This is a genomic window from Polaromonas sp. P1_H6 (genome assembly GCF_056405195.1).
This window is the reverse complement of sequence record NZ_JBFUCN010000004.1, coordinates 90,910-110,001: the sequence shown is the minus strand read 5'-3', so window position 1 is coordinate 110,001 and position 19,092 is coordinate 90,910. Positions and strand designations below refer to the sequence as shown.

Genomic DNA, 19,092 nt, shown 5'->3' with positions numbered 1-19,092 from the left:
ATACAACGAGAAAGCATCATGGCAACTGCAGTATCCAAGGGCATCAAGGAATTTGTTTTCGAGTGGGAGGGCAAGGACCGGGGCGGCAAGCAGGTTCGCGGTGAGATCCGCGCCGCCGGCGAGAACCAGGTCAAGTCTTCGTTGCGCCGCCAAGGCGTCCTGCCCACCAAAATCAAGAAGCGCAAGATGCGCTCGGGCAAATCGATCAAGCCCAAGGATATTGCGATCTTCACCCGCCAGCTGGCCACCATGATGAAGGCCGGCGTACCGCTGCTACAGGCTTTCGACATCGTGGGACGCGGCAATCCCAATGCCAGCGTGACCAAGCTGCTCAACGACGTGCGCACTGACGTTGAGACCGGTACCTCGCTGAGCGCGGCGTTTCGCAAATTCCCGATGTATTTCAATGCGCTCTACTGCAACCTGGTTGAGGCCGGCGAGGCCGCCGGTATCCTGGAGTCGCTGCTGGACCGCCTGGCGACCTACATGGAGAAGACCGAAGCCATCAAGTCCAAGATCAAGTCGGCCCTGATGTACCCGATTTCGGTGGTGGTGGTGGCCTTTGTAGTGGTCGCCGTGATCATGATTTTTGTGATCCCGTCGTTCAAAAACGTGTTTTCCTCATTCGGCGCCGATTTGCCGGCGCCCACGCTGATCGTCATTGCGATGAGCGAGTTTTTTGTGGCCTATTGGTGGCTGATTTTCGGCGGCATAGGCGGCGGGCTCTACTTCTTCTTCCAGGCCTGGAAGCGCAACGAGAAAATGCAGAAGTTCATGGACAGGGCTTTGCTCAAGGTGCCGGTGTTCGGCGCACTGATCGAAAAATCCTGTATCGCCCGTTGGACCCGCACGCTCGCCACGATGTTCGCCGCAGGCGTGCCGCTGGTCGAGGCGCTGGATTCCGTCGGTGGCGCTTCCGGCAATTCGCTGTATGCCGATGCCACCGAGAAAATCCAGCAGGAGGTTTCCACGGGTACCAGCCTGACGGCAGCCATGACCAATGCCAACCTGTTCCCCTCCATGGTGCTGCAGATGTGCGCGATCGGCGAGGAGTCTGGCTCCATCGACCACATGCTTGGCAAGGCGGCCGACTTTTATGAAGCGGAAGTCGATGAAATGGTGGCCGGCCTTTCCAGCCTGATGGAACCCATCATCATCGTGTTCCTGGGCACGCTGATCGGCGGGATCGTGGTCTCCATGTACCTGCCTATTTTCAAGCTGGGCCAAGTCGTTTGATGGGGACCGGTCTGGGGCCGGCATTCGATGGGTTGCTGGCCGGTTTCATGGGCCTGCTCATCGGCAGTTTCCTTAACGTTGTTATTTACCGCCTGCCCAAGGTCATGGAGCGGCAGTGGGCGCAGGAATGCGCCGAGCTGACCGGAACTGCACAGGAACCCACCGAAAAATTCAACTTGCTGGTACCGCGTTCGCGCTGCTCCAGCTGCGGCCACGTCATACGCTGGTATGAAAACATTCCGGTGGCCAGCTACCTGTTTCTCCGGGGCAAATGTTCTGTGTGCGGCACGCCCTACGGCCTGCGTTATCCGATGGTCGAAGCGGTGACAGGGGCCCTGTTCTTCTTTTGTGCATGGCGCTGGGGCTTGTCGCTGACCGCGCTGGCCTGGTGTGGTTTTTCCGCGGCGCTTCTGGCTCTGGCGGTGATCGACTGGGACACGACCCTGCTGCCGGACGACATCACCTTGCCCTTGCTATGGGCCGGCCTGATTGTTGCCGCCCTCCAGTGGAATCCCCCGGTCAGCCTGGGGACGGCCTTGTGGGGCGCAGTCGCCGGCTACCTTTCCCTCTGGCTGGTGTATTGGGCGTTCAAACTGGTGACCGGCAAAGAGGGCATGGGCTATGGCGACTTCAAGCTTTTCGCCGCGCTCGGCGCCTGGTTCGGTTGGCCTGCGCTGGTGCCCATGATCCTGATGGCTTCCGTGATCGGTGCCGCCGTCGGTATCGCGATGAAGTTCTCCAGCGGATTGCGTGAAGGCGGCTACGTGCCCTTCGGTCCTTTCCTGGCCGGGGCGGGCTTCACTGCCATGGTCTTCGGGCCTCAATCCATCCTGCGGTTTATCGGCCTGTGAAGCCATGCGCCGTGCAGCTTTGCGCATTGGACTGACGGGCGGCATAGGCAGCGGGAAAAGCACGGTCGCCCGCACCCTGGTGGCTTGCGGCGCGGCGCTGGTGGATGCCGATGCGATCTCCCGTGCGGTCACGGCGGCAGGCGGCGCCGCCGTGAAGGAGATTGCCGCGCAGTTCGGCGGCCAGATGATCACCGCCGACGGCGCCATGGACCGGGACCGGATGCGCCAACTGGCCTTTGACGACCCCTCCGCCAGGCGGCGGCTGGAGTTCATTGTTCATCCCCTGGTCAGCCGCGAGACCTTGCTGCAATACGAGCAGGCCGCCGCTGCCGGTTGTGCCTGTGTGGTGTTTGATGTGCCCCTGCTGGTGGAATCGGGGCGCTGGCGGCAGCAACTGGACCAGGTGCTGGTCGTGGACTGCGGCGAGGCCACGCAGCTCAGCCGGGTCATGGCCCGCAACGGCTGGCCCCGGGAGGCGGTGGAGAAAGTCATGGCCGGACAGGCCAGCCGCGCACAGCGCCTGTCGGCCGCCGATATATGCCTGCACAATGATGGTTTGCCGCTGGAGGCCCTGGATGCCGAGGTGCGGCGGCTTGCCGCGCGCTTCGGGCTATGATGCGCAAACAAACCTCCTCATTGAAGCCGACGAAAATATAGCGCTGTGATCCTTTACGAGTATCCTTTTCACGAACGCATACGCACGTATTTGCGACTTGAACACCTGTTCCGCCGCCTTGGTGAACTGGTGGAGCGGGAGAGCCCGACGGATCATCACTACGCCATCACGACGATTTTTGAAATCATGGACGTGGGCGCGCGGGCCGACCTCAAGACCGACGTCCTCAAGGACCTTGAGAAACAGAAACACGTCCTCAACGGCTACCGCGGTAACCCTGCCATTTCGGAGGCCGTCCTGGACGAGGTGACCGGCCAGCTCGAAAGCTGCTTTTCCGCCCTGAACAGCCTGCCCGGAAAGGCCGGCCAGTCGCTGACCGAAAACGACTGGCTGATGAGCATCCGCAGCCGCGTCGGCATCCCGGGCGGAACCTGCGAGTTTGACCTGCCGGCCTACTATGCCTGGCAGCACCTGCAGACGGGCGTGCGCAAGCAGGACTTGCAGCGCTGGATCACCCCCCTGGTTCCGCTCGCAGAGTCCATACGCGTGCTGTTGACCTTGTTGCGAGACTCTGGCGCGCCGCAAAAAGTGGTGGCGCCGGCCGGCCAATACCAGCAGACGCTGCCGCAAGGACGCACTTTCCAGCTTTTGCGCCTCCGCATAGACCCCGCCCTGGGGCTGATTCCTGAAATCAGCGGCAACCGGTTGATCGTTTCGGTGCGCCTCATGCGCCACGGCGAAGACGACCGGCTGCATGCCAGCACCGACGATTCGGCGTTTGAGTTGACCCTCTGTTCCTGATCCGCGGGCTCGCCAACCACCGGCCTCCTTTCCGATTGATCCCCCAGACTTGTCCTGAAACATGCCTGTGACGAAAAAAGACTCCCCACCCGTCAAGCTGGTCGTGTGCCCGGGCTGCGGCGGCGAAAGCGTTTACGCGCCCAGCAACCCTTTTCGCCCTTTTTGCAGCGAGCGCTGCAAAAACATCGACCTGGGCGCCTGGGCCAGCGAAGGCTTCCGCCTGCCGGCGGACACGCCGCCCGACGACGAGGTTTTCGGCGATCCCAAGCTGCAATAGAATTTGCCGAGGCGCGCGGTGTCAGCCGCGTTTGATAAAAGCAAAAAAGAGAGGGAGCGAAAAATGAACATCAAGTCTTTGATGAGACCCGTCCTGGCCGCGCTCATGGCGGCCGCTTTGGCGGCAAGCCATGCCCAGGCGCAGACCCAGCCGGCACCGGAGGGCGAGAAGCCCGCCAAGTCCAAATCCAAAAAAGCCGCCAAATCTGGCAGTAAAGCCAAATTCATCCCGGGCTCCGGTGAAACGGTCGCCCAGCGCACCGCCCGCCTCAAGCGTGAATGCAAGGGTGCCGTGGATGCGGGCGCCTGCTCCGGCTACACGCGCTGACCGGTATTTGAAGAGGGCGGGCCGGCGGATAGTACCGCTGGTATCGCGCCTTGGCCGCCGGGCCGCTCAGGCGGCGGGTGTGCCCAGCACCTGCTGGAGTTCGCCGCTCTGGTACATCTCCATCATGATGTCCGAGCCGCCGATGAATTCACCCTTCACATACAGCTGGGGGATGGTGGGCCAGTTGCTGAATTCCTTGATGCCGTGGCGGATTTCCTCGTCTTCCAGCACGTTCACGGTGGCGGGCTTGTTCACGCCGCAGGCCTTCAGGACCTGGATGGCGCGGCCGGAGAAACCGCACATGGGAAACTGGGCCGTGCCTTTCATGAAAAGGACCACGTCGCTGGATTTGACGATTTCGGCGATGCGTTGCTGGGTGGGGTCTATGGTGCTCATGGTGAAATCCTTTGCAAATCCGTGGGGGTAGGGGCTTGGGCCCCGCGCCAGCCCGGTATCAGGGCAGGCGACTTCAATTAGATGGAATCTGGGAAGCAGAATTCAACAGGCCGATTATCCCGCCGTTTCGCATCCCGCGTGGCGGCCTCACTCGCCCACCCATAGCCCGCCCGAGCAGCGCGCAATGCCGGCCAAGTCCAGCTGGCTCTGGACTTGCGCAAAGCCTGCCTGGGCCAGCAGATTGCACACCGCCTCGGCCTGGTCGTAGCCATGCTCCAGCAGCAGCCAGCCGCCCGGCAGAAGGTGGCCGGGCGCCTGCCGCACGATTTCGCGGATATCGTCCAGCCCGTCGGTGCCGGCGGCCAGGGCGGACAGGGGCTCATAGGCCAAGTCCTCCAGATGATGATCAGCGCTGGCGATATAAGGCGGGTTGCTGACGATCAGGTGAAAGTGTCCGCTAACTTCCTCTAGCCAGTGGCTCTGGAGGAAATCCAGACCCAGCCCGAGGCGGGAGGCGTTACCCCGGGCCACCTCCAGCGCCCCCGCGCTCGCGTCCACGGCCACGACATTGGCCTGGCGGCCTTCTGTTTGCAGGCTGTGCGCGATGGCCAGCGCAATCGCACCGCTGCCGGTACCCAGGTCCAGCACCGTCGGCACCGGCGGCATGTCGAGGGCCTGCAGCCGCTCAAGCGCCCAGCCCACCAAGGTTTCAGTGTCGGGCCTCGGCACCAGCACGCGGGCGTCCACCTGAAGCGTGAGACCGAAAAACTCCTTGTAGCCGACGATGTAAGCCAGGGGCTCCCCGGCGATCCGGCGCAGGCACATGGCCCGGAAGTCTTCAGCGGCCCGGTCCGGCAGGACATCGGTGTCATGCGCCAGCAGCCAGGCCCGCGCGTCGCCGGGCCTGCCCAGCGCATACAGCAGCAGCAGCTGGGCGTCCAGCCGATCCAGCCCTTGGGACTGGGCGGCGGCCAGGGCTTGCGCGCAGTTTGGCGGGTTCACGGCGAACGCCTCAAAGCCCGCTGTTAGCGGTTTCCAGCTCGGCGAGCTGCTCGGCGCCGCGCGCCACCTGCAGCGCGGTGATCACGTCGCCCAGGTCGCCTTCCATGATGGTCAGCAGCTTGTACAGCGTGAGGTTGATGCGGTGGTCGGTCAGCCGGCCCTGCGGGAAGTTGTAGGTGCGGATGCGGTCGCTGCGGTCACCCGTGCCGACCAGGCCCTTGCGCAGGGCCGCGTCCTTGGCGGCGCGCTCGGCACGGTCTTTTTCATGGATGCGGGCGGTCAGCACCTTGAGCGCCTGGGCCTTGTTGCTGTGCTGGCTGCGCCCTTCCTGGCATTCGGCGACGATACCGGTCGGGATGTGCGTGATGCGCACGGCCGAGTCGGTCTTGTTGATGTGCTGGCCACCGGCGCCACTGGCGCGGTAAGTGTCTATACGCAGGTCGGCCGGGTTGATCTGGATGGCCACCGCCTCGTCAGGCTCCGGCATCACGGCCACGGTACAGGCGCTGGTGTGGATGCGGCCCTGGGTTTCGGTGGCCGGCACGCGCTGCACGCGATGGCCGCCCGACTCGAACCGCAGCTTGCCGTAGACACCTACGCCCATGGCATCGGCGGCGCCCTCGATGCGCAGCACCACCTCCTTGTAGCCACCCAGCTCGCTCGGCGACTCGCTGATGATCTCGACCTGCCAGCGGTTGCGCTCGGCAAAACGGGTGTACAGGCGGAACAGGTCGCCGGCGAACAGCGCCGACTCATCGCCACCGGTGCCGGCGCGGATTTCGACAAAGGCCGGGCGCAGGTCGTCAGGGTCCTTGGGGATCAGCATCAGCTGCAGCGCTTCGTCGATGGCTGCGATGTCGGCCTTGGCCGCGTCAATCTCTTCCTCGGCCATGGCGGCCATCTCGGGGTCGTCTTTCGCGTCGGCCAGCATGCTTTCGGCACCGGCCAGGTCGGCCTCGCGGCCGGTCAGCCGCGTGTACTGCTCGGCGATCACACTGGCTTCTGCGTGCTCCCGGGTCAGGGCACGAAAACGGTCCAGGTCGCTGACCACGTCGCTGGCGGACAGCAAGGCGTCCAGTTCGTGCAGCCTCAGAAGCTGGCGGTCCAGGGTTTGGCGAAGAAAGGGTTTCATGGGAATGGAGGCCGGAAAAGCCGAAAAGGGTGCCGCAAGGCCGTCAACAAGGGCGCCGGCTGACGCCGGCAGGGGAGGTCAGCGCTGTGGCGGGCGCTAACGCTCTTTGTCGTCGGGCTTGATCTTGGGCAGCTGGCCGCGCAAAAACAGCCGAGAGACAGCCTGCGCCGTGGCTTCGCGGCTACTGGCGTCGCCGGCATGCAACTCGGCCAGGGTGCCGTGCAGCATCTTCTGGGTCAGGCCGCGGGTCAGTGCATCCAGCACGGTGTCTATGGGTTCGCCTCGGGCGAGCAACTTCTTGGCCCGGACGATTTCGGCGGCGCGCCATTCGTCGGTCTGCGCATTGAGCTGCTGGATCAGCGGCACGCTGCGGCGCTGGCCCAGCCAGTGCATGAAGTTCTGCACGCCGGCGTCGATGATAACTTCGGCCTGGGCCACGGCGGCCTTGCGGCTGTCCTTGCCGGTCTGCACCACGTGCGCCAGGTCGTCCACCGTGTAGAGGTAGATGTCGGGCAGGGCCTTGACTTCGGGTTCGATGTCGCGCGGCACGGCCAGGTCGACCATGAACATGGGGCGATGCTTGCGCAGCTTGACGGCGCGCTCGACGGCACCCAGGCCGATGATGGGCAGCGTGCTGGCGGTGCAGCTGATCACCGCGTCGAATTCGTGCAGGCGGCTGGGCAGGTCGGCCAGGCGCATGACTTCCGCGCCGAAGCGGCCGGCCAGCTTTTCGCCGCGCTCCAGCGTGCGGTTGGCAATCGCCATGGCTTTCGGGTTTTTGGCGGCGAAGTGAGTGGCCGCCAGGTCAATCATCTCGCCGGCGCCGACAAACAGCACCTTGATATCGCTGAGGTTCTCAAACAGCTGGCCGGCCAGGCGCACGCTGGCCGCCGCCATGCTGATGCTGTGCGCGCCGATTTCGGTGCTGCTGCGCACCTCCTTGGCCACGGCAAAGGAGCGCTGGAACAGCTGGTGCAGCGTGGTGCCCATGGCGCCGGCGTCTTCGGCGGCGCGCACCGCGTCTTTCATTTGCCCCAGGATCTGCGGTTCGCCCAGCACCATGGAGTCGAGGCCGCTGGCCACGCGAAAGGCGTGGCGGGCGACCTGGTCGCCCTGCAGCGTGTAGGCATGCGAGCGCAGCAGGGCGGGCGAAACGCCGCCGTTGTGCGCCAGCCACTCCAGGGTGTGGTCCAGGTCCGTGTTGTCGCCGGCGCAGTAGATTTCGGTGCGGTTGCAGGTGGAGAGCAGCGTCGCCTCAGGCTGGCGCGCCAGCGAGGCACGCAGGCCGCGCAAAGTGGGCTCGACCTGGTCCAGGGCGTAGGCAAAGCGCCCGCGCAAATCGAGCGGTGCGGTGTTATGGTTTAGCCCAAGGGCCCAGACTGACATCCTCCGATTATAAAATTGAAGCGGCCGGCCCGGCTGGAAGCCCTGACAATCGCCTTGACAGCCCTTTTTTCGAGGCTTTTTGGGATGCTTCCCGGCGATTTTTCAATCTTCCCCAAGCGAATGACCTTTTACCTGCTGGCCAACCACCTGTTCAACCTTGTCCTGCCGGCCGCCGTGGTCGCCGTGCTGTTGGTGCTATCCAGCCGCGTGTTTGGCGGAGTTTTCAGGTCTAAAAACCCCGTGGCCGCCACTTGGTGGGCGCAGGCGGCGATTGTTTTCGCCGTGAATGTGCTGGTGCTGGTCGCCGGCCTGGTGTTCTTCGGCCATGACGGCAAGATGCTGACCTATGCCGCAATGGTGGCCGGCGCGGCGCTTTGCCAGTGGGTACTTTTGGGCGCCTGGAAAAACTGAAAGCCTAGTCAGGCTTGAAGACGTTCACCGCGTCAGTGATGATGCCGTCGGTGCCCAGTGCCAGCAGCCTCTGCACATTGGCCTCGTCGTTGACGGTGTAGCTCAGCAGCTTGAAGCCGGCTTTTTTGGCTTGCGCCACCGTGTCGGCGTTCCACAGTTTGTGGTTGCAGACTATCGCCACACAGCCCAGCCCGGCCGCGGTTTCCAGCCAGCTGGCGGGGAGTTCGTCGAGCAGCAGGCCGCGCGGCAATTGGGGCTGCGCGGTACGGGCCGCTTCAAGCGACAGCGGCTGGAAGGACGTCAGCAGCGGCGGAACCGCCGTGCCCTGCCAGAGCCGGGCCGCTTCATTGGCCACGACGGTGCCGGTATGGCTCTCTACGCCCGGTGTGGGTTTAATTTCGATGTTCAGGAAATAGCCCTTGTCCAGGCAAAAGCGGGCGATGCGCTCAAAGCTGGCCAGGCCTTCGGCGGCAAAGGCCGGCGAATGCCAACCCCCAGCGTCGAGCTTTGCCAGAGCCTCCCAGTTCAGCTCACCGGCCACGCCCTTGCCATTGCTGGTGCGCTCCAGCGTGGCGTCGTGCAGCAAAAACGGGATGCCATCGGCGCTGAGCTTCACGTCGCACTCAAACATGCGGTAGCCATGGCTGGCGCCCAGCATGAAAGAGGCCAGGGTGTTTTCAGGCGCCAGCTTGCCGGCGCCGCGGTGCGCCACCCAGCGGGGATAGGGCCAGTTGGAGGCGGTCACGGGATTCGTCATGGCGCAATTACAGCCGTTTGCCCGTCTCGGCGTCGAACCAGTGCAGGCGGTCCGCGCGCGGCGTGACGTGGATGGTCGCGCCGATTTCAGGCGCCGTCGACAGGCTTTCGTCGGTGCGCACGATGATGGCTTCGCCGCCCATGCGGCAATACACCAGCCGCTCGGCACCCAGCATTTCAATCGTGTCGACTTGCACCGCCCAGCCGGTGGCGCCAACCTGCAGGTGCTCGGGCCGTATGCCCAGGATGGCGCCCGGCTTGCCACCGAAGTCGGCGTTGGGAGCCTGCTTGAGCAGGTTCATGGGCGGCGAGCCCATGAAACTGGCCACAAAAGTAGTGGCGGGGCGGTTGTAGACCTCTTCGGGCGTGCCGAACTGCTCCATGCGGCCGGCGTTCATCACCATCATGCGCTGTGCCAGCGTCATGGCCTCGACCTGGTCGTGGGTGACGAAGAGCGAGGTGATGCCGAGTTCGCGGTGCAGTTTCTGGATTTCCAGGCGCGTCTGCACGCGCAACTTGGCATCCAGGTTGGACAGCGGCTCGTCGAACAGGAACACCTGCGGCTGGCGCACGATGGCGCGGCCCATGGCCACGCGCTGGCGCTGGCCGCCCGAGAGGGCGCGGGGCTTGCGGTCCAGCAGGTGGCCGAGTTCGAGGATCTTCGCGGCCTTGTCGACGCGGGTCTTGATCTCGTCCTTGGGCACTTTGGCGATCTTCAGGCCGTAGGCCATGTTGTCGAACACGCTCATGTGCGGGTACAGCGCGTAGTTCTGGAACACCATGGCGATGTCGCGCTCCGAGGGTTCCAGTTCGTTGACGACCTTTCCGCCGATGGAAATCTGCCCATCGCTGACCTCCTCGAGGCCGGCCACCATGCGCAGCAGGGTGGATTTGCCGCAGCCCGAGGGGCCGACGATGACGATGAATTCGTGGTCCTTGATTTCGGCGTTGACGCCGTGCAGCACCTGCAGCGCGTCCTTGCCGGTGCCGTAGCGCTTGATGATGTTGTTGAATGAAAGGGATGCCATAACTATTTCCGTCCTGTCTTGCTTGTTTCTTTTATTTCTCGGTATCGACCAGGCCCTTGACGAACCATTTCTGCATCAGCACCACCACCAGGGCGGGCGGCAGCATCGCCAGGATGGCGGTCGCCATGACCACGTTCCATTCGTTCTGGCCGTCGCCGCCGGCGATCATGCGCTTGATGCCCACGACGACGGGGTACATGTCTTCACTGGTCGTGGCCAGCAGCGGCCAGAGGTACTGGTTCCAGCCGTAGATGAACTGGATCACGAAGAGCGCCGCGATCGAAGTCTTGGACAGCGGCAGCAGCACGTCGAAGAAAAAGCGCATGGGGCTGGCGCCGTCCATGCGCGAGGCCTCGGTCAGCTCTTCCGGCACCGTCAGGAAGAACTGGCGGAACAGAAAGGTTGCCGTGGCTGAAGCAATTAGCGGCACCGTCAGGCCTGCATAGGTGTTGAGCATGTTCAGGTCCGACAGCACCTTGTAGGTCGGCAGTATGCGCACCTCGACCGGCAGCATCAGGGTGATGAAGATGGCCCAGAAGCAGGTCTTCTTGAAGGGAAAGCGGAAGTACACGATGGCGAAGGCCGACAGCAGCGAGATGGTGATCTTGCCGACGGCGATCACCATCGCAGTGACGAAGCTGACCCACATCATGTGCGCCACCGGCGCATTGGAGCCGGTCGCGGATTCGCGCCCGAACAGCGCCGCCTTGTAGCTATCGAGCATGTTCGTGCCCGGCAGCATCGGCATGGGCGCCTGCACGATTTCCTGCGCCGTATGGGTCGAGGCCACAAAGGCCAGGTAGAGGGGGAAGGCGACGATGAAGACGCCCAGCATCACCACCACGTGGGCGAGGATGCCGTGGGTGCCGCGTTTTTCAACCATGAAATGACCCCCACGGTTGCTCACTTCGTGTAGCGCCCTGCCCCCCGAGGGGGCCGCTGCGCCTGCGGCCTGGCAAAGCCAGTTCCGCGGCCCCTGCTGAACAGGAATTCACATGTTTTTTGGAGACCATCAGTACTGAACCTTTTTCTCTACATAGCGGAACTGGATGACCGTCAGAGCCACCACGATCACCATCAGCACCACCGACTGCGCGGCCGAGCCGCCCAGGTCCATGGCCTTGAAGCCATCGTGGTAGACCTTGTAAACCAGGATGGCCGTGTCTTTGCCCGGACCGCCTTCGGTAGCAGCGTGGACGATCGCAAACGTGTCGAAGAATGCGTAGACCACGTTGATGACCAACAGGAAAAAAGTGGTGGGCGACAGCAGCGGGAACTGGATGGTCCAGAAGCGGCGCCAGGGCCGGGCACCGTCAATGGCGGCGGCCTCGATCAGTGACTTGGGGATCGACTGCAGGCCCGCCAGGAAGAACAGGAAGTTATAGGAAATCTGCTTCCACACTGCAGCCATCACAATCAGCGTCATCGCGTGACGGGAGTTCAGCAGGTGATTCCAGTCAATGCCTATCTTGCCCAGGGCATAGGCCACCACGCCCAGCGAGGGAGAAAACATGAAGACCCACAACACGGCCGCGACAGCTGGGGCGACGGCGTAGGGCAGCACCAGCATGGTCTTGTAGAACATGCCGCCGCGCGTGATGCGGTCGGCGAAAACGGCCAGCAGAAGTGACAGGCTGATGCCTATGCCGGCCACCATCACCGAGAAAAACGCGGTGGTCTTGAACGACTCCACATAGCTCGGGTCGTCGAACAACTGCTGGAAATTGGCCATGCCGACGAATTCGACGGAGGTGCCGAAGGCATCCTGCTGTTGCAGCGACTGCAGGATGGCCTGCGCGGCAGGCCAGAAGAAGAACACCAGGATGACCGCCATTTGCGGCAGCAGCAGCAGCCAGGGAAGCCAGCTGGATCGAAAGACAACGCGTTTTTCCATAGGGCCTTCAGTGGGCAGAAACTTGGGGGCGCTTAAACATAAAAGCCCGCCTGGCCTTCTCTTGTCGGGAAGGGGAAGTCAGGCGGGCCGAGTGTAGCCCGTCGGACGGGCTTGCTCTGTCGCTTGCGTGATCAGCCTTTGTTGGCTTTCTGGAAGCGCTCAATCTGTTCGTTGCCGCGCTTGACGATGGAGTCCAGGGCTTCCTTGGCCGTCTTCTTGCCGTTCCAGACTTGCTCGAGTTCCTCGTCCTCGATCGCGCGCACCTGCACATAGTTGCCAAGGCGGATGCCGCGGCTCTTGTCGGTCACCTTGCGAATCATCTGCGTCACGGCGACGTCGGTGCCCGGGTTTTGCGTATAGAAGCCCGATTTTTCGGTCAATTGGTAAGCGGCAGTGGTCACCGGCAGATAGCCGGTGCGCTTGTGGCTGGCCGACTGCACTTCAGGCGTCGAGATGAAGCTGAAGAACTTGGCAACGCCCTTGTATTCGGCCGGTTTCTTGCCCGACATGACCCAGAGGCTGGCGCCGCCGATCACCGTGTTCTGCGGCGCGCCGGGAACGTCCTGGTAGTAAGGCAGCGGGGCCAGGCCGTAGGCGAACTTGGCGTTCTTGGCCACGTTGCCGTAAAAGCCCGAGGAGGTGTTGATCATGGCGCACTCGCCCGACACAAAGCTGGCTTCCGGCACGTTGCCGCGGCCTTTGTAGACGAAAAGGCCTTGCTTGGCCATGTTGGCCAGGTTTTCGATGTGGCGCTGATGCAGCGGCGAGTTGATCTTCATGCGCGCGTCGAGCCCGGCCAGACCGTTGCTCTTGGTCGCGAACTCGACGTTGTGCCAGGCCGAGAAGCTCTCCAGCTGGGTCCAGCCCTGCCAGGCGGTGGTGAAGGGGCACTTGTGGCCGGCGGCCTTGAGCTTGGCGGCGGCATTCACCACCTCGGGCCAGGTCACCGGCGCTTTGTCGGTAGGAAGGCCGGCGGCCTTGAAGGCATCCTTGTTGAAGTAGAAGATGGTGGTGGAGCTGTTGAACGGGAAGCTCAGCATCTGGCCGTTGGGCGCCGTGTAGTAGCCCGCGACGGCCGAGATGTAGGCGTTGGGATCGAATTTCTCGCCGGCGTCCTTCATGACCTGGCCGACCGGAATGACCGCGCCCTTGCTGGCCATCATGGTGGCGGTGCCGACTTCGAACACCTGCAGGATGTGGGGCGCGTTGCCGGCGCGAAAGGCCGCGATGGAGGCCGTCATGGATTCGTCGTAGCTGCCCTTGAAGGTGGGGACGATCTTGTATTCCTTCTGGCTTTCGTTGAACTGCTTGGCCAGGTCATTGACCCATTCACCGTTGACCGCCACCATGGAGTGCCACCACTGGATCTCGACTTGCGCCTGGCTGGCCAAAGGCATGCACAGGCCTAGGGCCGCAAAAGCAAACGCGGAAAGACGGTTTTTCATCAAAACTCCTGGGATTTGGGCGCACACAAGGGGCGCCAAGTTAAACGGGACAGTCTAGAAACTGTTTATGACACACGGATTTAAGCGATTTCGAAGACCTCAGACAAGCGGGATTTCCATAAGACAACTTAGGACTATTCCCCCAGGCCTGTGTGGTACGGCCACGAATGTTGCGCTGCGGTAATATAGGGCAACAGCGCTGGACACGGGTCTGAAGCCGCTGGCTTTTCACGATGAACGCCCCTACCACACTCCAAGAACTCCACGTCTTTGCCGGTGACGCAAAGGCCGGCGAAGCCCGCATCCGCGAGATTCCCTACAACTACACCTCGTTCTCCGACCGCGAAGTGGTCATCCGCCTGCTCGGCGAGAGGGCCTGGGACCTGCTAAACCGCCTTCGCGACGAGCGCCGCACCGGCCGCTCCGCGCGCATGCTGTACGAAGTGCTGGGCGACGTCTGGGTGGTGCAGCGCAACCCCTATTTGCAGGACGACCTGCTCGACAACCCCAAGCGCCGCAAACTGCTGGTCGACGCCTTGCAGCACCGTCTGACCGAGGTGGAAAAGCGCCGTACGCCGGATGTTGACCAGCAGCGCGACGCCATCGTGGGCGAATTGCTGGACGCCGCCCGCGGCGCCGTTGCCCGCTTCTATACCTCCTTCAGCGAGATGTACGACCTGCGCCGCCTGACGGAACGCAAGCTGCGCAAGCTGACCCTCAAGGACAACATCAAGTTCGACGGCCTCTCGCGGGTTTCACACGTCACCGACGCGACCGACTGGCGCGTCGAATATCCTTTTGTGGTCCTCACACCCGACACCGAAGCCGAAATGGCCGGCCTGGTCAAGGCCTGCATCGAACTCGGCCTGACCATCGTCCCGCGCGGCGGCGGCACCGGCTACACCGGCGGGGCGATCCCGCTGACCTGGAAGTCGGCCGTTATCAACACCGAAAAGCTCGAAGCCATGACCGAGGTCGAAATGGTCTCGCTGCCGGGCCTTGAACAGCCTGTCGCCACCATCTGGACCGAAGCCGGCGTGGTCACCCAGCGCGTGGCCGATGCGGCCGAGCGCGGGGGCTTTGTGTTCGCGGTCGACCCGACCTCGGCCGAAGCCTCCTGCATAGGCGGCAACATCGCGATGAACGCGGGCGGCAAGAAGGCCGTCTTGTGGGGCACCGCGCTCGACAACCTGGCCTCCTGGCGCATGGTCACGCCCGAAGCGACCTGGCTGGAAGTCACGCGCGTGGGCCACAACCTGGGCAAGATCCACGACGCCGAGGTGGCCAGCTTCGAGTTGCAGTATTTCGAAGCCGACGGCAAAACTCCCATTCGCACCGAGCGGCTGGATATTCCCGGCAAAACATTCCGCAAGGAAGGGCTGGGCAAGGACGTTACCGACAAATTCCTGAGCGGCCTGCCCGGTATCCAAAAGGAAGGCTGCGACGGCCTGATCACCAGCGCGCGCTGGATCGTGCACCGCATGCCGGCGCATACCCGCACCGTGTGCCTGGAGTTCTTCGGCAATGCCAAGGACGCAGTGCCCAGCATCGTCGAGATCAAGGACTTCATGTTCGCCGAGCAAAAGCGCGGTGGCGCCATCCTGGCGGGGCTTGAACATCTGGATGATCGCTACCTGAAGGCGGTCGGCTACGCCACCAAATCGAAAAAGCATGGCGGCTTGCCGAAGATGGTGCTGTTTGGCGACATTGCCGGCGACGATGCCGATGTCGTGGCGCGTGCCACGTCGGAAGTCGTGCGCATTGCCAACTCGCGCCACGGCGAAGGTTTTATCGCCATCAGCCCTGACGCCCGCAAGAAATTCTGGCTGGACCGCAAGCGCACCGCCGCGATCTCCAAACACACCAACGCGTTCAAGATCAATGAAGACGTGGTGATCCCGCTGCCTCGTATGGCGGAGTACACCGATGGGATCGAGCAGATCAATATCGAGCTCAGCCTGCGCAACAAGATCAAGCTCTGCGACGAACTCGAGGCTTTTTTCCTCAAGGGCAACCTGCCCCTGGGCAAATCCGACGATGCCAACGACATTCCATCGGCCGAGCTGCTGGAAGACCGTGTAGCCCAGGCGCTTGCGCTGGTGGGCGAAGTGCGCGCGCTCTGGTCGGGCTGGCTCGAAGGCGTGGCCACGCTGTTCCCGCAACTGCAGGACCACTCGCTGCGGGCGAGCTGGAAAACCCAGATCCGCGCTCCGCTGCAGGCGATTTTCTCGGGCGGCGCGTTCTTGCCCATCCTCGAGGAATGCACGGCCATCCACAAGCGCGTGCTCAAGGGCCGCGTCTGGGCCGCGCTGCACATGCATGCCGGCGACGGCAACGTGCACACCAATCTGCCCGTCAACAGCGACGATTATGAGATGCTGCAGACCGCGCATGTGGCCGTGGCGCGCATCATGGTGCTGGCCCGTTCGCTGGACGGCGTGATTTCCGGCGAGCACGGCATCGGCATCACCAAGCTGGAATTCCTGACCGACGAGGAGTTGCGGCCTTTCACCGAATACAAACAGAAGGTCGACCCTGAAGGGCGCTTCAACAAGGGCAAGCTGCTGCGAGACCAGGGGCACCTTGGCAAAGAAGGACAAAGTCTTCAAGCCGATTTGACGAATGCCTACACGCCCAGTTTCGGCCTCATGGGGCACGAATCGCTGATCATGCAGCAGTCCGACATAGGCGCCATCGCCGACAGCGTGAAGGACTGCCTGCGCTGTGGCAAATGCAAACCTGTCTGCGCCACCCACGTACCGCGCGCCAACCTGCTGTACAGCCCGCGCAACAAGATCCTGGCGACCTCGCTGCTGGTGGAGGCTTTCCTGTACGAAGAGCAGACCCGGCGCGGCGTGAGCATCAAGCACTGGGAAGAGTTCGAGGACGTGGCCGACCACTGCACGGTCTGCCACAAGTGCCTGACCCCGTGCCCGGTGGATATCGACTTCGGCGAAGTCTCGATGAACATGCGCAACCTGTTGCGCAAGATGGGGCAGAAGTCCTTCCGGCCCGGCAATGCCGCCGCCATGATTTTCCTGAACGCGACCAGCCCGCAGACCATCAAGTTCATGCGCGGCGCCATGGTCGATGTGGGCTTCAAGGCCCAGCGGCTGGCCAACGACCTGCTGCGCCGGCTGGCGCGCAAGCAGACGGCGCTGCCGCCGGCGACGGTCGGCAAGGCGCCCGTGAAAGAGCAGGTGATCCACTTCATCAACAAGAAGATGCCGGGCGGCCTGCCCAAAAAGACCGCGCGCGCGCTGCTGGACATCGAGGACAAGGACTACGTCCCCATCATCCGCAACCCGAAAAGCACCACGTCGGAAACTGAGGCCGTGTTCTATTTCCCCGGTTGCGGTTCCGAGCGCCTGTTCAGCCAGGTCGGCCTGGCGACGCAGGCCATGCTCTGGCATGCGGGTGTGCAGACCGTGCTGCCGCCGGGCTATTTGTGCTGCGGCTACCCGCAGCGCGGCAGCGGGCAATTCGACAAGGCCGAAAAAATCATCACCGACAACCGGGTGCTGTTTCACCGCGTGGCCAACACGCTGAACTACCTGGACATCAAGACGGTGGTGGTCAGCTGCGGCACCTGCTACGACCAGCTGCAGGGCTATGAGTTCGACAAGATATTCCCGGGCTGCCGCATCATCGACATCCACGAATACCTGCTGGAAAAAGGCATCACACTGCGCACCGACCAGCCGGGCGCGGGCTACCTGTACCACGATCCCTGCCACAGCCCCATGAAGCTGCAGGAGCCGATGAAGACCGTCAAGGCCCTGATGGGCGACAACGTGCTCAAGAACGACCGCTGCTGCGGCGAATCTGGCACGCTGGGCGTCACCCGCCCCGACATCTCGACGCAGATCCGCTTTCGCAAGGAAGAAGAGCTGCGCAAGGGCGAAGCCGCCCTGCGGGCATCCGGCGCCGTCGCCGAAAGCGGCAGCGTCAAGATCCTCACCAGCTGCCCGAGCTGCCTTCAAGGGCTCTCGCGCTACGGCGACGATCTGCAGAACGGTTTGCTCGAGGCCGACTACATCGTCGTGGAAATGGCCAACCAGATCCTGGGCAAGGAATGGCTGCCGGCCTACGTGGAGGCAGCCAACCACGGCGGCATCGAGAGGGTGCTGGTCTAGCCAGGCTTCGGTGTCAATGGGCTTATTGCCAAAACCATGATGGCCGGATGAGTCCGGCCATTTCCTCTCAGAAAGCGATCACTCCATGGCAGGCCTTCAACCCGGCTCCCCGACGCCCACGGCGCTGACGGTTCACAGCCAGTCGCGCGTCCTTGAAGTCGCTTTTTCCGACGGCGCCGAATTCCGGATTCCGTTTGAACTCATGCGCATCTACTCGCCGTCGGCCGAGGTCCAGGGCCACGGCCCGGGCCAGGAAATCCTGCAGACCGGCAAGCGCGAGGTGAACCTGGTCGAGCTCGAGCCCATCGGCAACTACGCGGTCAAGCCGGTGTTTTCCGACGGTCACGAGAGCGGGATTTTTTCCTGGGACTACCTCTACCACCTGGGCGCCGAGCAGAGCCGCCTCTGGGACGATTACCAGCGGCGCCTGCAGGCAGCCGGTGTGGACCGCGACGCACCCATGCCGCAAGCCGGCGGCCACGGCTGCGCAAGCCACTGAGCGCACAGGCCGCGCGAAGGCCCCGGCCGTGCCGCGCGAGTGCGGCGAAAGCCGGCTTTGCGGCACTGTTGTTTTTCCAGCATAAAAGCCGGCAATAAGGCCGCAATGCCCCGCGTCATCCCAGGGTTGTCGCGGTCATTCCGGGCATTGCCCTCTAGCATTGATGCATGAGCAGCACCCATTTCGGTTTTGAATCCGTCGACGAGCAGGACAAGGCGCGCCGCGTGCGCGGCGTTTTCGATTCCGTGGCGCCCAAATACGACGTGATGAACGACCTGATGTCCATGGGCCTGCACCGCGCCTGGAAGGCCTATACCGTGCTGGTGGCCAACGTCAAAGAGGGCTACCAGGTGCTGGACATCGCCGGCGGCACCGGCGACCTAGCGCTGGCTTTTGCCCCCAAGGTGGGCAGCACCGGGCGTGTGGTGCACACCGACATCAACGAGGCCATGCTGCGCGAAGGCCGCAACCGGCTGCTGGACGCCGGCGTGAACCTGCCGACGCTGGTCTGCGACGCGGAGCACCTGCCTTTCCCCGATGCGAGCTTCGACGTGGTGACCGTGGCCTTCGGCCTGCGCAACATGACGCACAAGGAAGACGCGCTGCGCGAGATGAACCGCGTGCTCAAGCCCGGCGGCAAGCTGCTGGTGCTTGAATTCTCCAAAGTGGCCAAGCCGCTGGAAAAAATTTACGACTGGTATTCCTTCAAGGTCCTGCCCCGGCTGGGCAAGCTGGTGGCCAACGACGACTCAAGCTATCAGTACCTCGCCGAGTCCATCCGCATGCATCCGGGCCAGGAAGAACTTAAAGCCCTGATGCGCAAAGGTGGTTTCGGCCATGTGGACTATCACAACATGTCGGGCGGTGTGGTGGCATTGCATGTTGGAATCAAGTGCTGA

General features: G+C 63.1%; 19 protein-coding genes. 10 read left to right on the top strand and 9 right to left on the bottom strand.

The window, feature by feature from the left end; genetic code table 11:
* The first annotated feature begins 18 nt into the window (after positions 1-18).
* From AC1D1F_RS05320 to AC1D1F_RS05295, 6 genes are all read left to right on the top strand, one after another.
* Positions 19-1,236, top strand: coding sequence for a type II secretion system F family protein (locus AC1D1F_RS05320; RefSeq protein WP_477678902.1), 1,218 nt, complete (start codon positions 19-21; stop codon positions 1,234-1,236).
* Positions 1,236-2,087, top strand: a complete 852-nt coding sequence (locus AC1D1F_RS05315) for a prepilin peptidase (RefSeq protein ID WP_477678903.1) — start codon at positions 1,236-1,238, stop codon at positions 2,085-2,087. Before AC1D1F_RS05320 ends, AC1D1F_RS05315 begins: the two co-directional genes overlap by 1 nt.
* A 4-nt stretch (positions 2,088-2,091) precedes the next feature.
* Positions 2,092-2,703, top strand: a complete 612-nt coding sequence (gene coaE / locus AC1D1F_RS05310) for a dephospho-CoA kinase (RefSeq protein ID WP_477696356.1) — start codon at positions 2,092-2,094, stop codon at positions 2,701-2,703.
* Positions 2,704-2,748: 45 nt separating this feature from the next.
* Positions 2,749-3,504, top strand: a complete 756-nt coding sequence (zapD, locus tag AC1D1F_RS05305) for a cell division protein ZapD (RefSeq protein WP_436157435.1) — start codon at positions 2,749-2,751, stop codon at positions 3,502-3,504.
* Between the two features lie 61 nt (positions 3,505-3,565).
* A complete protein-coding gene (locus AC1D1F_RS05300; RefSeq protein ID WP_477676602.1) occupies positions 3,566-3,781 on the top strand; it encodes a DNA gyrase inhibitor YacG in 216 nt (71 codons plus the stop codon).
* A 63-nt stretch (positions 3,782-3,844) separates the two neighbouring features.
* Complete coding sequence (locus AC1D1F_RS05295) at positions 3,845-4,108, top strand: hypothetical protein (protein ID WP_477676601.1); 264 nt, start codon at positions 3,845-3,847, stop codon at positions 4,106-4,108.
* Between the two features lie 66 nt (positions 4,109-4,174).
* Here AC1D1F_RS05295 and grxD read toward each other — a convergent pair whose 3' ends face one another.
* From grxD to hemA, 4 genes are all read right to left on the bottom strand, one after another.
* Positions 4,175-4,504, bottom strand: coding sequence for a Grx4 family monothiol glutaredoxin (gene grxD / locus AC1D1F_RS05290; protein ID WP_477676600.1), 330 nt, complete (start codon positions 4,502-4,504; stop codon positions 4,175-4,177).
* Positions 4,505-4,651: 147 nt separating this feature from the next.
* On the bottom strand, positions 4,652-5,506 hold the full coding sequence (gene prmC, locus AC1D1F_RS05285) for a peptide chain release factor N(5)-glutamine methyltransferase (protein WP_477676599.1): 855 nt from the start codon (positions 5,504-5,506) through the stop codon (positions 4,652-4,654).
* A gap of 10 nt (positions 5,507-5,516) precedes the next feature.
* Complete coding sequence (prfA, locus tag AC1D1F_RS05280) at positions 5,517-6,638, bottom strand: peptide chain release factor 1 (protein WP_477696355.1); 1,122 nt, start codon at positions 6,636-6,638, stop codon at positions 5,517-5,519.
* Between the two features lie 96 nt (positions 6,639-6,734).
* Positions 6,735-8,024 (bottom strand): glutamyl-tRNA reductase, encoded by a 1,290-nt coding sequence (hemA, locus tag AC1D1F_RS05275; RefSeq protein WP_477676597.1) that lies wholly within the window; start codon positions 8,022-8,024, stop codon positions 6,735-6,737.
* Positions 8,025-8,144: 120 nt separating this feature from the next.
* Here hemA and AC1D1F_RS05270 point away from each other — a divergent pair, with 120 nt between their 5' ends.
* Positions 8,145-8,435, top strand: a complete 291-nt coding sequence (locus AC1D1F_RS05270) for a hypothetical protein (protein ID WP_477676596.1) — start codon at positions 8,145-8,147, stop codon at positions 8,433-8,435.
* A 4-nt stretch (positions 8,436-8,439) separates the two neighbouring features.
* On the opposite strand, the gene ugpQ is transcribed toward AC1D1F_RS05270, so the two are convergent.
* The 5 genes from ugpQ to ugpB form a co-directional block, all read right to left on the bottom strand.
* Positions 8,440-9,192 (bottom strand): glycerophosphodiester phosphodiesterase, encoded by a 753-nt coding sequence (gene ugpQ / locus AC1D1F_RS05265; RefSeq protein WP_477696354.1) that lies wholly within the window; start codon positions 9,190-9,192, stop codon positions 8,440-8,442.
* Between the two features lie 7 nt (positions 9,193-9,199).
* Positions 9,200-10,219, bottom strand: a complete 1,020-nt coding sequence (locus tag AC1D1F_RS05260; RefSeq protein ID WP_477696353.1) for a sn-glycerol-3-phosphate import ATP-binding protein UgpC — start codon at positions 10,217-10,219, stop codon at positions 9,200-9,202.
* Positions 10,220-10,250: 31 nt separating this feature from the next.
* Positions 10,251-11,102: a sn-glycerol-3-phosphate ABC transporter permease UgpE gene (gene ugpE / locus AC1D1F_RS05255; RefSeq protein ID WP_477676593.1), complete on the bottom strand. Its 852-nt coding sequence runs from the start codon at positions 11,100-11,102 to the stop codon at positions 10,251-10,253.
* Positions 11,103-11,231: 129 nt separating this feature from the next.
* Positions 11,232-12,113, bottom strand: coding sequence for a sn-glycerol-3-phosphate ABC transporter permease UgpA (ugpA, locus tag AC1D1F_RS05250; protein WP_477652491.1), 882 nt, complete (start codon positions 12,111-12,113; stop codon positions 11,232-11,234).
* Between the two features lie 131 nt (positions 12,114-12,244).
* On the bottom strand, positions 12,245-13,558 hold the full coding sequence (gene ugpB / locus AC1D1F_RS05245) for a sn-glycerol-3-phosphate ABC transporter substrate-binding protein UgpB (protein WP_477652492.1): 1,314 nt from the start codon (positions 13,556-13,558) through the stop codon (positions 12,245-12,247).
* A gap of 233 nt (positions 13,559-13,791) precedes the next feature.
* Between ugpB and AC1D1F_RS05240 the strand changes: the two genes are divergently transcribed.
* The 3 genes from AC1D1F_RS05240 to ubiE all read left to right on the top strand — a co-directional run bounded on the left by AC1D1F_RS05240 (position 13,792) and on the right by ubiE (position 19,092).
* Positions 13,792-17,694: a DUF3683 domain-containing protein gene (locus AC1D1F_RS05240; protein WP_477700665.1), complete on the top strand. Its 3,903-nt coding sequence runs from the start codon at positions 13,792-13,794 to the stop codon at positions 17,692-17,694.
* 85 nt (positions 17,695-17,779) lie between these two features.
* Positions 17,780-18,193 carry a gamma-butyrobetaine hydroxylase family protein gene (locus AC1D1F_RS05235; RefSeq protein ID WP_477676589.1) on the top strand — a complete coding sequence of 138 codons (414 nt, stop codon included), beginning with the start codon at positions 17,780-17,782 and terminating at the stop codon, positions 18,191-18,193.
* A gap of 167 nt (positions 18,194-18,360) precedes the next feature.
* On the top strand, positions 18,361-19,092 hold the full coding sequence (gene ubiE, locus AC1D1F_RS05230; RefSeq protein ID WP_477696351.1) for a bifunctional demethylmenaquinone methyltransferase/2-methoxy-6-polyprenyl-1,4-benzoquinol methylase UbiE: 732 nt from the start codon (positions 18,361-18,363) through the stop codon (positions 19,090-19,092).